Genomic DNA, 12,809 nt, shown 5'->3' with positions numbered 1-12,809 from the left:
CTCCCGCAAGCGGGAGAGGGGAGAAAAGCTGCACGCAGCCAGCCTTGCCGTTGCAGCAGGTGCGCTGCCTGCCGCGCCGTGCTTAGATCGCGGGCTTATCGAAGCCACCTGCAATGAAGGACGCCCATGATCACCTGCTACCTGCGCTATATCGTCGATCCCTACAAGCTCAGGGAGTTCGAGCACTACGCCAAGCTGTGGATTCCCTTGGTAGAACGCTTCGGCGGCACGCACCACGGTTACTTCCTGCCGTCCGAGGGCGCCAACGACGTGGCCCTGGCGCTGCTCAGCTTCCCCAGCCTGGCCGAATACGAGCGCTATCGGCAGGACTCCTTCGCCGACGCCGAGTGCCAGGCGGCCTTCCGCTACGCCGAAGAGACGCGCTGCATCCTCAGCTACGAACGCAGCTTTTTCCGGCCCGTATTCGACTAGGGCGACGCATGCCTGTGGTGGTGAGCTAAGCGACTCGTCGCCACACGCTGGCCAGCCAGGGCTGCTGGTCGCGTGGCAGGCCGGCGGGGCGGTAGTAGTGTTCCAGCTCGACGAAGCCGGCCGCGGTGAGCCGCGCGCGCCAGCGTTCCAGGTCGTGATAGCTGCCGTAGCGCGGGCCGTTCCAGCCTTCCTGATTCTCGCCGCGCGGGTTGGAGCTGAACAGCACGCCGCCCGGTTTCAGCGCCGCCTGCAACTGGCCGAGCACGCGCGGCAGCTCCTGGTCGGGTACATGGAACAGGCTGGCGTTGGCGAAGATGCCGTCGAAGTAGCCGGCCGGTAGATCCAGTTCTAGAAAACTTTGCTGCCAGACCTCGCAGCCGCTGTCGGCACGCGCCATGGCAACGAATTCGGCGCAGCCATCCAGGCCGATGGCCTCATGGCCAAGGCCGCTGAAAGTGCGCAGATCACGCCCCGGGCCGCAGCCGAAGTCGAGGATGCGCCAGGGTTTTTCACCCTCGATATGACGCAGCAGGGCCGCGATGTTCTGACTCACGTCATGGTCGCGCGTGCCCTCACGAAAATCCTCGGCGCTACTCTGGTAGTGGGCCAGGGTGAGGGCGCTGATCTGCGCAAGTTCGTCGGGGTTCAGAGGCATGGCGATGTTCCGGAAAAAGTAGGCATTAAACCCGCTAGCGGGGGCCGGTGACCAGCGAGACGGGTGATGCCACATGGCCGCCAATGAACCAGCGCTGCGCTTTGATAGTCCCATTTCCTGAGGGGTGTAAATCGGCTGGATGCAGCCGGGCGCCCACAATCAAGGAGATAACGCGATGGTTACGCACTACAAAGTCTCTGGCCACCTTGCCTGTGGCTCTCATGGTGAAAAACTGCCTTCCACCACCGAGCTGGGCAAGGTCAAATGCCGCAATTGCCGCAAGACCGAAGTCTTCACCGAAGCTCGTCGTAATGCCCGTAACGCCGCGCGCCGGGCCGCCCGCCGTGAGAAGGCCGCGCGTGCCGTCAATGACTGGCGCACCTCCTGGGAAGCGCGCCTGACAGCCTTGCCGGGCCGCCAGCGCCTGCCGCGCGGTTTCGGCGACCAGGCATTCGTCTAGCCTGGATATCGGCGGGCAGGATGACCTCCCGCATCCGCCCGCGCTGCCAATGACTGTAGGCGCCGCGCCCCACGGCGAATGGATCATGCGACTCGATAATGCGCTATGAGCGCATTCGTCTCGCACCGGGGCGGCGCTCATACAGTCATCACCCACGGTTAACTTCTACGAACGCTCCGGGTTTTCTTGGGTTCGATCCGCGCAACAGGCTGTTCACGCCTTTGCCCCGCAGTAGCGGCTTGACGTAGATTGGCCGGCTCACCTCGACCGGCACTGGCCGGTCATGCCTCGAGGTTTCTGCCGTGTCCGCTGCCCCCGTTTCCGTCTACCGGCTTCCCGGTTTCCTGCCGTTTCTCATTGCCCGCATCGTGGTGGTGTTCGCCGTACAGATTCAGGCCATCGTCGTGGCCTGGCAGGTTTACGACCTGACGCGCGACCCGCTGTCGCTGGCCTATGTCGGCCTGGCTCAGTTCATTCCCATGCTGGTGCTGCTGATGCCGGCTGGCGATCTGATCGACCGTTACGATCGCAAGCTGATCCTGATGCTCAGTTGGCTGGTCGAAGGCGTGTGCGCCGGGGCGTTGTTATGGTTGTCGCTCAGTGGGGCGCCGGTCGCCTGGTACTACGCCGTGCTGGTGCTGTACGGCTGTGGCCGCGCCTTCACCGGCCCGGCGTTGTCGAGCCTGCTGCCGCAGATCGTGCCGCGCGAGCGTCTGGCTGCGGCCATCGCCGCCAACAGCATGATCATGCGCGGCGCGACCATCTCCGGCCCGGTGATTGGCGGTGGCCTCTACGCCATCGGTGGCGGCGGGCTGACCTACTCGGTGTGTCTGGCCTGCTTCCTCGCCGGCACCGCTCTGATGTTGCGGGTGCCCGTGCGCTATGCGGAAAAGATGCAGGCGCTGGAAGCTACCGCCTGGAAGCGCTTTACCGCGGGCATCCACTTCATCCGCACGCGGCCGATCATCCTCGGCACCATCTCGCTGGACCTGTTCGCCGTGCTGCTCGGCGGGGTAATCGCGCTGCTGCCGATCTACGCCCAGGAGGTGCTGGAAGTCGGGCCGACCGGCCTGGGCCTGCTGCGCAGCGCCATGGCCATCGGCGAAGTGTCGGTCGGCCTGTATCTAAGTATGAAACCGTTCAACCGTCATGTCGGCCTGGTGATGTTCGGCGCGGTGGCGCTGTTCGGCCTGGCCAACCTGGTGTTCGCCCTGTCCAGCCTGTTCTGGCTGTCCTTCGCCGCGCTGGTGGTGGCCGGTGGTGCGGACATGGTGAGCATGTACATCCGCTCATCCCTGGTGCAGTTCTCCACCCCGGACGCCATGCGTGGCCGGGTCAATGCGGTGAACATGCTGTTCATCGGCTCTTCCAACGAACTGGGCGAATTTCGTGCCGGCACAAGCGCCGCCTGGTTCGGCGTGGTGCCGGCTGCGCTGCTCGGCTGCGCCTGCACCCTGACCGTGACCGGCGGCTGGATGCTCGGCTTCAAGAGCCTGCGCAAGGTCGACCGTTTCGAGGATGCCTCGCCGAGTAAAGTGGCCTGACGTAGGGCGGCCTCGCTCGCGAAGCGAGCAGCCCGCCAGGCCGTACCGAGACAGTAACCTGCATCCAACACATCATCGGCGTACTGCTTCCGAGCGGCCGGCGTTCCGGTACGTCCTACGCGTTTCTCGTGCCAGAGGTGCGATCCAGGCCCATCCCAAACCCACCCACAAATTCTGTTAATACCGCTGTGGATAACCTTTGCAAAAGCCCTCCGCGCCTAGCATCCAGGCGGGTCACGGCGGGGCGCTCAGTTTTTGCCCAATTAGGCTTTGCTGGCGTTATCGCCAGGCGGAATATCGCTTTTAATCAATCACTTGGCTTGAGTTTCCAACAATCGAGCAGGGCAGGTGCGCCTTGGCGGGCGTCGTGCACAAAATCTGGGGAAAGCATTGTGGATAAGATGCGGGAAAACGCGGTCAGGTCAGGTGGGGCAAGGGCTGAGCGGGGTTGATGATTTTTCGCCCGCTCGCTTTGGCTGCTGGAGCGTAAGGCTGGCCGAATGCAAGCCGGGACAATCCCGTCACCGGTTTGCATTCACGACAGGGTCGCGGCTAAAGCTCCTCCTACAGTCTGGCTCCGAGTTGGCCAGCCCGATCAGCCGTACAGCGATGGTTGCGGGCCCTGGCCGCTGAGCAGCCAATGGCCGAGGTCGCGCACCTTGTAGTCGATGGGATCGTGCAGGCTGTGCACGCGCACGTTGCGCCAGAAGCGGTCGAAACCGTAGCGCGAGCTGGTGGCGCGGGCGCCCATGGCTTCGAAGATCTGGCTGGTGATATCGAGGGCGGCGCGCACCGCCACCACCTTGGCCTCGCTGATGGCCAGCGCCACTTCGGCACGTTCGGCGGCGGTCAGTGCCGGTTTCTCCCAGGCGGTTTGCAGGCGCTGGGCGGCGTGCTCGGCCAAGGGCAGGGCGCTGCGGTAGCGCAGCCACAGCTCTCCGTAGCGTTGCTGGATGAATGGATCGTCGCTGGCAGTGGCCACGCCCGACGCCGGCCAGGCGCGGCTCTGCTCGCGGGTGTAGCGCAGCGCGGCGTCCAGCGCGCCCTGAGCGTTGCCCAGGTAGAGCTGGGTGAGGATCAATTGCGACAGGCAGGCGCGCAGCGTGGTGCGTGGGCTGGGGCCGACCGGGCCGAGCAGCTCGCTGGCGTCGACGAATACCTGCTCGAACTGCACCGTGCCGCTGTCGGTCTGGCGTTGGCCGAAGCCGTCCCAGTCGCTGTTCAACGCCAGCCCCTCGCGTTGGCTGGGCAGCACGATGAACACGCGATCCTCCGGGTTCTTGCCGCGCGGTGCGCTGACCACCAGCGCGTCGGCGCCGAGGGCACCGGAGCAGAACGACTTGCTGCCATTGAGCTCGTAATGCTCTTCGCGTGGGCTGAGTTTGAGGCCGGTGTCGCGACCGTTGGTGGCGTTGCCCCAGAACCAGCGCTCCTGCACCGTGCGCGTCAGCCAGTGGCGCTGCTGATCTGGGTTGCCGAACAGCTGGATGGTCGCCACCTGCAGGTGCTGGAAGGCGAACAGGTGGGCCAGCGAGCTGTCCACCGCCGCCAGGTAGCGCACGATGCGGTAGATCTCCGGCCAGACCACGCCCTGGCCGCCGTACTGCTGCGGCACGGCCAGGGTCAGCAGACCGCTGTCGCGCAGCAGTTCGCGTTCGGCCTGGGCGCTGCCCCCTGCACGATCACGCTCCACCGCGCTGGCTGCCAGGCGCCGGGCCAGGCGTTCGACCTTGGCCGTGCGGCTGCCGAAGTCCACGGGGAACAGGTGCGCGGCGAACAGCGGCTCGTCACGGAGGCTGGGGTGCAGACGGGCTTCGGCACTCATTGCGGGCTCCAGATACTGACTTCGCGGGCATCCACCGAGGTCGGTAGCAGGCTGGCGCTGTAGAAGGCATCAGCGATCTTCTGCTGCTCAGCGAGGCTGTCCGGCTGCACCAGGCGCACCTGATAGCTGCGCTTTGCGTTGGCTTTCTCGACAATGGCCGGGTCGAGGTTGCCCCACAGCGGGCCGAGGATTTCAGCGGCCTGACGCGGGTTGGCGCGCAGCCAGTCGCCAGTCTTCACCAGTTCGGCGAACACGGTCTGCAGTACCTGCGGGTGGCTCTTGGCGAAGGTGGCGCTGGTCAGGTAGTAGCGCTGGTAGTCGGCCAGGCCCTTGCCGTCGACGAGGATGCGCGTCGGCAACTGCTGCTGCGCGCCGCTGAGGAAGGGCTCCCAGGTGACCCAGGCGTCCACCTTGCGGTTCTCGAAGGCGGCGCGGCCGTCGGCCGGGGTCAGGTAGGCGGGTTCGATGTCGCTGAATTTCAGGCCAGCCTTGTTCAGCGCAGCGATCAGCAGGTAGTGCACGCCGGCTGCCTTGGTCACGGCGACCTTCTTGCCCTTGAGGTCAGCCAGGTTTTTGATCGGTGAATCCTCGCGCACGATGATCGCCTGCGCGCAGGGAGAGGGCGCTTCCTGAGCGAAGTAGGCGAGGTCAGCACCGGCGGCCTGGGCGAACACCGGCACGGTGTCGGCGACATCGGCGGAGAGGTCGATGTTGCCGACGTTGAGCGCCTCCAGCAGCGGTTGGCCGTTGGGGAATTCGTGCCAGCTGATGCTGACGTCCTGATCGGCCAGGGCTTTTTCCAGGGTGCCCTGACTCTTCAGCAGGCTGATCAGTGTGGAGGATTTCTGGTAGCCGATGCGCAGTTGCTCGGCGGCCTCGGTGAGCGGAGCGACGAGCAGGCCGATGGCCAGCGAGGCGGCGATCAGTGTGCTGCGTTTGGAAGGGGTGTTGGTCATGGCGGCTCTCGATATGAACACGTGCCGGCCATGGGGTTGCGGCGGATCACGCGTACTTCAGTGTTTAGGAAAGAAGTCCGGTGATCCGGTGGAGAGAAGCTAGTCGATATAAAAAGCAGTTGTTAAATAATTTTTAGGAATTAGCTAAGGCCAGTTTGTCAGGCGCGGCGGGGGCCCTGTGCGGGCTGGCGAAGCAAGCCGTCAGAAGTGGCTCGCAGGATTCGCGGATGAATCGGCTCCTACGCAGCGAGTTGCATCGGGATCAAGCGTATATTCTTTTTAGTTACTACAAGGTGAAAAATAATTCTTTTTAGGGATTAACGCTCGTCTCGTAGATTAGCCACCAGCCGACAGCGGACCACCGCATCGGGCCCGAATCAGGGGCTCTTTTGCCAATCCGCCGAGACCAGCGCCACGTCCGCTGTCCTGCCGAGCCCCTGTGCAGTGCCAACCCCAGAACAGCACACAGAGCACTTGGAGCATCGAGCATGAAAAAATCCACCCTGGCCTTGGCCGTCACGCTGGCCGCCATCGCCAACCAGGCCACTGCCGCCGGTTTTATCGAAGACAGCAAGGCCAGCCTCGGCCTGCGCAATTTCTATTACGACCTCAACACCAAGAACACCGCCAACAACAACGGCGAGGCGCAGGAATGGGGCCAGGGCTTCATCTTCAATTACAGCTCCGGTTTTACCGAAGGCACCGTTGGCTTCGGCCTCGACGCCATCGGCCTGCTCGGTGTGAAGCTGGACTCCGGGGGCACCGCGAGCAAGACCGGGCGTGATCGCACCCCCGGTCAGCTGTTCCCGCTGGAGCGCGACGGCAGCGCCGTGGACGACTACAGCAAGGCCGGCGTGACCGCCAAGGTGCGTCTGTCCAAGACCGAGGCGCGTATCGGCACCCTGTTGCCGAAGCTGCCAGTGGTGACCTTCAACGACGGCCGCCTGCTGCCGCAGACCTTTGAAGGCGGGCAGATCACCTCCAACGAGATCGATGGCCTGACCCTGACCGCGGGCCAGCTGGAAAGCACCAAGACCCGTAGCTCCACCGACGACATCTCTCTGCGTATCGCCGGCGCCACCGGTGACGCCGACACCAACAAGTTCTACTTCGCCGGTGGTGACTACAAGCTGACCAAGGACCTGACGCTGCAGTACTACTACGGCAACCTGGAAGACTTCTACAAACAGCACTTCCTCGGCCTGGTGCACAACTGGGCGATCGGCCCGGGTTCGCTGAAGACGGACCTGCGTTACTTCGACAGCAACTCCGACGGCAAGAACGGCAGCGCCTCCGGCCGTGCCGATGGCTACCGCAGCGCCGGCTACTGGCGTGCTGGTGATAGCAGCACCGGTGAGGTCGACAACCAGACCTGGAGCGCGCTGCTCACCTACACCCTGGGCAGCCACTTCGCCAGCCTGGGCTACCAGCAGGTCGAAGGCGACAGCGCCTTCCCGTTCCTCAACCAGGGCGGCGGCTCCTCGTCCTACCTGATCACCGACCGCCAGATCGGCAAGTTCCAGAACGCCGGCGAGCGCACCTGGCTGGCCGAATACGGCTATGACTTCACCAAGCTTGGCGTACCGGGCCTGAAGGCCAGCGTCGCTTACCTCAAGGGCGACAATATCGATTCTGCCAACGGTGATCTGAAGGAATGGGAACGCGATTTCCGCCTCGACTACACCCTGCAGGATGGCCCGTTGAAAGGTCTGGGCGTGTCCTGGCGCAACGCGACCCAGCGCGGCAACTTCACCACCGACACTGACGAGAACCGCCTGATTCTGAGCTACACCCTGACTCTGCTGTAACGCCGTTTCGCCATCTCCTGACCGGCCCGCCAACGGGCCGGAAGGCTGTTCTTCCACGAGGAGATGACCATGAAGAAGAATGCCTTGCGCGTTGGCCTGGCGGCTTTGTTTGCCGCCTGGTTGCCAGCCGCCGTACATGCCGCACCACCGAAAGAAGTCCGCCTGGACTACGCCTACTACGCCCCCACCAGCCTGGTGCTCAAGCAGCAGGGCTTGCTGGAGAAAGCCCTCGCGCCGCAGGGCATCGCCGTCAAATGGGTATTCAGCCAGGGCAGCAACCGCTCGCTGGAATACCTCAACGGCGGTAGCACCGATTTCGCCTCCACTGCCGGCCTGGCCGCCGTGCTCAGCCGCGCCAACGGCGCGCCGATCAACACCGTCTACGTTGCCAGTCGTCCGGAGTGGACAGCGCTGGTGGTGCCCAAGGACTCGCCCGTCCAGTCGCTGGCCGACCTCAAGGGTAAAAAGGTCGCCGCCACCAAGGGCACCGACCCTTTCCTGTTCCTCCTGCAAAGCCTGCAGAAGGCAGGGTTGGACAAGAACGACGTGGAAATCGTCCACCTGCAACACCCAGACGGTCGCGTCGCCCTGGAGCGCGGTGACGTGCAGGCCTGGGCCGGGCTCGACCCGCTGATGGCCGCCAGCGAGTTGCAGGCTGGTTCGCGCCTGCTGTACCGCAACCGTGACTTCAACAGCTACAGCGTGCTCAGCGTCACCGAAAAGTTCGCCAAGGAGCAGCCCGAGCTGATCAAGCAGGTGATCGCCGCCTACGAGCAGGCGCGCCAGTGGGCCATCGCCAACCCCGATGCTCTGGCCCAGTTGCTCGCCGACGAAGCCAAACTGCCGCTGGAAGTGGCCAAGCTGCAACTGTCGCGTACCGACTTCAGCAACCCGCAGCCGGGCGCCGAACACATCAAGGCGCTGAAAGCTGCCGCGCCCATCCTGCTCGACGAGCAACTGGTGCGTCCGGGTACCGACGTGGCCCAGGTGGTCGACCAACTGATCCAGCCGCAACTGGCCGCCCAGGTGATCGGCCAGAACGTCGCCAAGGCGGGGAACTGACCGATGGGCGCGCTCAACCTCGTCATCGGTCGCTGGGCCGAACGGCTTCCAGGCTGGCGGCCGGCACTGACCGACCTGCGTGGTTGGGTGGTGCCCCTGCTGATTCTGGCTCTGCTGGAAACCCTGGTGCGCAGCGGCGTATTGCCCGCGCACCAGATGCCTGCGCCGAGCCAGGTGGCGCAAACGCTGTACCTGCTGGCGCAGAGCGGCGAGCTGTGGCGGCATCTGAACGCCAGCCTGCTGCGCGTCGGCGCCGGTTTTGCCATCGGCGCTGCGCTGGCCATCGTCATCGGCACCTGGGTGGGCCTCAGCCGCCGCGCCGAAGCCTATCTGGAACCGACCTTCCAGGCGTTACGGGCGATTCCCAGCCTGGCCTGGGTGCCGTTGTTGCTGCTCTGGCTGGGCATCGACGAAACGCCGAAGATCGTGCTGATCGCCCTCGGCGCCTTCTTCCCGGTGTACCTGGCGCTGCTCGCCGGCATCCGCAACATCGACCGCAAACTGGTGGAAGTGGGCCGGCTCTACGGCCTTTCGTCCCTGGCGCTGGTGCGCCGCATTCTGCTGCCCGCTGCGCTGCCGAGCCTGTTCACTGGCCTGCGCGGCGCGCTCAGCCTGAGCTGGATGTTCCTCGTCGCCGCCGAACTGATCGCCGCCACCCGTGGCCTCGGCTACCTGCTCAGCGACGGCCGGGAAACCTCGCGGCCGGATCTGGTGATCGCCGCGATCCTGCTGCTGGCGCTGCTCGGCAAACTCAGCGACAGCCTGCTCAAGGCCTGGGAAACCCGCGCCCTGCGCTGGCGCGACAGTTATCAGGGCGGGGAGGACGGAGCATGAGTGCGCTACTGAAACTGCAGAAGATCCACAAGGCCTTCGCTGACGTGCGTGTGCTCGAAGACGTCAGCCTGAGCCTGGCCGCTGGCGAAGTGGTCAGCCTGCTCGGCCCTTCCGGCTGCGGCAAGAGCACCCTGCTGCGCATCGCCGCCGGGTTGGATCAGGACTACCAGGGCGGGCTGGAACTCAACCCGCTGCTCAACTTTGGCCGTGGTAGCGGCATCGGCGTGGTATTCCAGGAGCCCCGGCTGATGCCCTGGCTCAGCGTGGCGCAGAACGTCGGCTTCGCCGATGGCTGGGTGGCCGACGACGCGTGGGTGCAGCAACTGCTGCGTGACGTCGGCCTGCACGGGCGTGGCGAGGCGTTGCCCAAACACCTATCCGGCGGCCAGGCCCAACGCGTGGCCATCGCCCGCGCCCTGTATGGCAAACCACAAGTGCTGCTGCTGGATGAGCCCTTCAGCGCGGTGGACGCCTTCACCCGCATGAAACTGCAGGATCTGGTGGTGGAGCTTGCCGCCCGCTACGAGATTGCCGTGCTGCTGGTCACCCATGACCTCGACGAAGCCTTCTACCTCAGCGACCGCGTGCTGATCCTCGGCGGCACACCAAGCCGTCTGCAACGCGAACTGGCCGTGCCCCTGGCCCGCCCCCGCGACCGCCGCTCGGCGGAGCTGGCCTACCTGCGCGGCGAGGCGCTGACTGAGCTGTACCAGTCGCACGTGCTGTAAACGAACTCTTCAAGGTGGAGTACTTTTTCGGGCCGTCAGGCCCGATTTTTTTTGTTCGCGCCGCACGCGCAGGCTTTTGTAGCCGGATGAAATCCGGGGGCTTTGTCAGGGCTAGGCTCAGAGGTTATTGCGGGTATGAAACCGAACGTTTCATTCGGCTGAAGGCGTTCTGTTCAGGCCGTAGGATGGATAGAGCACCGCGAACCCCATCATCACGATTGCCCCGGGTATTGCGTTGTGCCACCCAGCCTGCTTTCTGGGTTTTACACTTCAGCTTTGAATACAGGCATATGGGTAGCACTAAAACGGTAATTTCTTATTTGTTGATATAGTGAACGAATGCCCATGGAGAAGACTTTAACGTGCGATCACGATCAGACTTTGCTTTGATTGCGTTTGCGCCTAAAGTTGAAAATGCAGCTATCCCGAGCGTTGCGACCAGTGTTGCAGGCATTCCCGTAACACCGGCGCCTAGAAATCCTGCAAATGTCGCCCAGCTGGTATTGTCCTCTAGGATTTTTTTCATCATGTCGTTGAACGAGTTTTTGTTGATTCTTGCGATATGACTTACTTCCTCTTCGAACTTTAGAAGTGTAGCCTTTAGCATGTCTTTGGCTTGAGCGCTAGATGGCATGCTTTGCACTAGGGAAAGTGCTTCCGTGGAACACTTTGCTCGCATTTTAATGAGCTCGTTCCCATGATTTTCAAACAGGTATATTATTTGCTCTATACCTAGCGAGTCGAGGCGTGGGGCATAAGGCCGCAATAAATAATCAAAAATGTGAAATGACAAGCCAGAAGATCGAATATCATCTATTCTTTCAGATGGAGAGTCATTATCTCCAATTTCCGCAAGCACTGCCGGGATATGGGGCAAATCAGTTACCCATTCATCAACGCCATGGGAGGGAATGGTGAATCGGTGAAGGGCGCACTCCACCAATAAATATGAATCTCCTCCAATCGCCTTCGCGCGAGCATCGAGTTTTTCGAGGACTTTGTCCGGGTCTTCATTTTCTATTAAGTAGAGTTCATAAATCCTAAAAATAAACTCAATTACTGCTGCGTGCAGCACATGTATATTTTCAAGTGCATGTGCGGCGATTGGAAAGCACTTTTCATGAAATGGCTCCCATCGGCTGTAATTTTCAGGAGTGCCGGGGTGAACCAAGAGGATATTGGAAATTCTGCCTTGAAGAGGTATTAGGTGTTCTGTTTCTCTAGTCGCGACTTCTTGGGCTGTATGGAAGTTATGAAAAACAAAGTCAAAAAGACTGCTTAGTCTATGAGCGGTCTTCTGCGCTCGCGCTCCTGTTTTGTAGAACGCGTCTAACGGATTGTTGCTCACCCAGCCTGGTAGGCAGATATTGAGTTTTTCGTGAAAAAGTAGCGAAGTGGCAAAGTCTCTGACTTTAGGGCCAGCATTATAGGGAAACAGCGTTGCCGCAGGTATTATTGATTTATCCGATGACATCGCTGATGTCCTTAAATGATAAAGAGGTGCAACGGTTGTGCTAACCTGCGAGTAAAAGCGTAGTTTTTGGTGGGGAGGGGACAGATTTATTTATTGGCCTGCATCAGAAAACAAATCTGTCCCCTTTCCTACGGTTCACTGCTTTCCCTAGTTTGAGCGTTATTTCTTACTTCGGGACACTACGTCAATGACCTTTTCTAGGAGATCGAGCTCATTCTTTTCGAGTTTTCGTGATTCGATAATCTCTGTAGATTGATCCTTTCTGAGTACTCCCGCTTTCGAGTAGAATGATTCGTTTTTGACGAGATCAATTGGGTCGATTGGCTTTTCGCTATCTGCAGTGATACGAATGAGTGCAAGCGTCTCTTCTCGATTGCGTTTGATCGCCTCATAGTAGCGAAACTCATCCATTGCTGCGCGATATTGCCTAAGGAAGAAGAAGGCCACGAGTTCGATGAAGAATAGAATTCCAAACTTCGGAGCAAGGGTTATCAGTAAGGTCATGCCTTCTAGCGAACTCGGTGCCAGTTGAGCTGTTTGTGCATAGAAAAATGCGAGGCCGGAGAACGCCACGAACACACCGACTAGTAAGTAGACACCTGCCCGGCTGTAGATGCTTTGAGACAACCGCCTAGAGCTGGCCGCGTAGTAGGCAAATAACTTTGTCGGAGGTGAGGAGGACAATGCATCCGTGCTTAAGTCATCAGATAACATACGGATCTCAGCCGTGTGAATGTCTGCGGTGGCTTGAGTTTCGACAGGGTGCGTTGGTGATTCAAGTTGCCGTTGTGCGCGTTTTCGCCGGAGTGACTCGAGAGGAAGTGCTCCGAAGATTAGGCGGAAAACCAACGGAAAGAAGAGTGTTGCAAACGCAAGAAGGAATTCAGCGTATCGGACGGAGATTACTTCAAGTAGTCTTCCTTGATTAGCGAGTATGTCGAAGAGTATGCCACCGGCGACCACGAGGGCAGCAATCATCCACAGGTACATCTCTATGAGGCGATTTGTGAATTCGCGCCGTCGAACGTACT

12 protein-coding genes are annotated in these 12,809 nt (G+C 61.4%); 7 read left to right on the top strand and 5 right to left on the bottom strand.

Annotated elements, in window-relative coordinates; genetic code table 11:
• Nucleotides 1-126: 126 nt before the first annotated feature.
• Nucleotides 127-432, top strand: a complete 306-nt coding sequence (locus EL191_RS22795) for an NIPSNAP family protein (protein WP_041980355.1) — start codon at nt 127-129, stop codon at nt 430-432.
• A gap of 25 nt (nt 433-457) precedes the next feature.
• On the opposite strand, the gene EL191_RS22790 is transcribed toward EL191_RS22795, so the two are convergent.
• Entirely contained in the window at nt 458-1,087 is a 630-nt protein-coding gene (locus tag EL191_RS22790; RefSeq protein WP_013717694.1) for a class I SAM-dependent methyltransferase, read from the bottom strand.
• A 175-nt stretch (nt 1,088-1,262) separates the two neighbouring features.
• Here EL191_RS22790 and EL191_RS22785 point away from each other — a divergent pair, with 175 nt between their 5' ends.
• Together EL191_RS22785 and EL191_RS22780 are read left to right on the top strand one after the other, a co-directional pair.
• Complete coding sequence (locus tag EL191_RS22785) at nt 1,263-1,547, top strand: hypothetical protein (RefSeq protein WP_041980354.1); 285 nt, start codon at nt 1,263-1,265, stop codon at nt 1,545-1,547.
• A 302-nt stretch (nt 1,548-1,849) separates the two neighbouring features.
• A complete protein-coding gene (locus EL191_RS22780) occupies nt 1,850-3,091 on the top strand; it encodes an MFS transporter (protein WP_041980353.1) in 1,242 nt (413 codons plus the stop codon).
• A 595-nt stretch (nt 3,092-3,686) separates the two neighbouring features.
• Here EL191_RS22780 and EL191_RS22775 read toward each other — a convergent pair.
• Together EL191_RS22775 and EL191_RS22770 are read right to left on the bottom strand one after the other, a co-directional pair.
• Entirely contained in the window at nt 3,687-4,916 is a 1,230-nt protein-coding gene (locus tag EL191_RS22775) for an acyl-CoA dehydrogenase family protein (RefSeq protein ID WP_041980352.1), read from the bottom strand.
• Nucleotides 4,913-5,872: an aliphatic sulfonate ABC transporter substrate-binding protein gene (locus tag EL191_RS22770; protein WP_041980351.1), complete on the bottom strand. Its 960-nt coding sequence runs from the start codon at nt 5,870-5,872 to the stop codon at nt 4,913-4,915. The genes EL191_RS22775 and EL191_RS22770 overlap by 4 nt, the downstream gene beginning before the upstream one ends.
• Before the next feature lie 488 nt (nt 5,873-6,360).
• Here EL191_RS22770 and EL191_RS22765 point away from each other — a divergent pair, with 488 nt between their 5' ends.
• From EL191_RS22765 to EL191_RS22750, 4 genes are all read left to right on the top strand, one after another.
• Nucleotides 6,361-7,680, top strand: coding sequence for an OprD family porin (locus EL191_RS22765; protein WP_041980350.1), 1,320 nt, complete (start codon nt 6,361-6,363; stop codon nt 7,678-7,680).
• A gap of 69 nt (nt 7,681-7,749) precedes the next feature.
• The gene (locus EL191_RS22760; RefSeq protein WP_041980349.1) at nt 7,750-8,742 is read left to right on the top strand and encodes an aliphatic sulfonate ABC transporter substrate-binding protein; all 993 of its coding nucleotides are present in this window, start codon (nt 7,750-7,752) and stop codon (nt 8,740-8,742) included.
• A gap of 3 nt (nt 8,743-8,745) precedes the next feature.
• Nucleotides 8,746-9,576: an ABC transporter permease gene (locus tag EL191_RS22755; protein WP_041980348.1), complete on the top strand. Its 831-nt coding sequence runs from the start codon at nt 8,746-8,748 to the stop codon at nt 9,574-9,576.
• On the top strand, nt 9,573-10,304 hold the full coding sequence (locus EL191_RS22750; RefSeq protein WP_041980347.1) for an ABC transporter ATP-binding protein: 732 nt from the start codon (nt 9,573-9,575) through the stop codon (nt 10,302-10,304). The genes EL191_RS22755 and EL191_RS22750 overlap by 4 nt, the downstream gene beginning before the upstream one ends.
• A 316-nt stretch (nt 10,305-10,620) precedes the next feature.
• On the opposite strand, the gene EL191_RS22745 is transcribed toward EL191_RS22750, so the two are convergent.
• On the bottom strand, nt 10,621-11,778 hold the full coding sequence (locus tag EL191_RS22745) for a hypothetical protein (RefSeq protein ID WP_126403528.1): 1,158 nt from the start codon (nt 11,776-11,778) through the stop codon (nt 10,621-10,623).
• Between the two features lie 159 nt (nt 11,779-11,937).
• Nucleotides 11,938-12,756 (bottom strand): hypothetical protein, encoded by an 819-nt coding sequence (locus EL191_RS22740; RefSeq protein ID WP_126403527.1) that lies wholly within the window; start codon nt 12,754-12,756, stop codon nt 11,938-11,940.
• Nucleotides 12,757-12,809 lie beyond the last annotated feature (53 nt).

Source organism: Pseudomonas mendocina (assembly GCF_900636545.1).
GTDB lineage: Bacteria > Pseudomonadota > Gammaproteobacteria > Pseudomonadales > Pseudomonadaceae > Aquipseudomonas > Aquipseudomonas mendocina.
The sequence above is the reverse complement of the archived record's forward strand: the minus strand, read 5'-3'. Positions and strand labels throughout refer to the sequence as shown.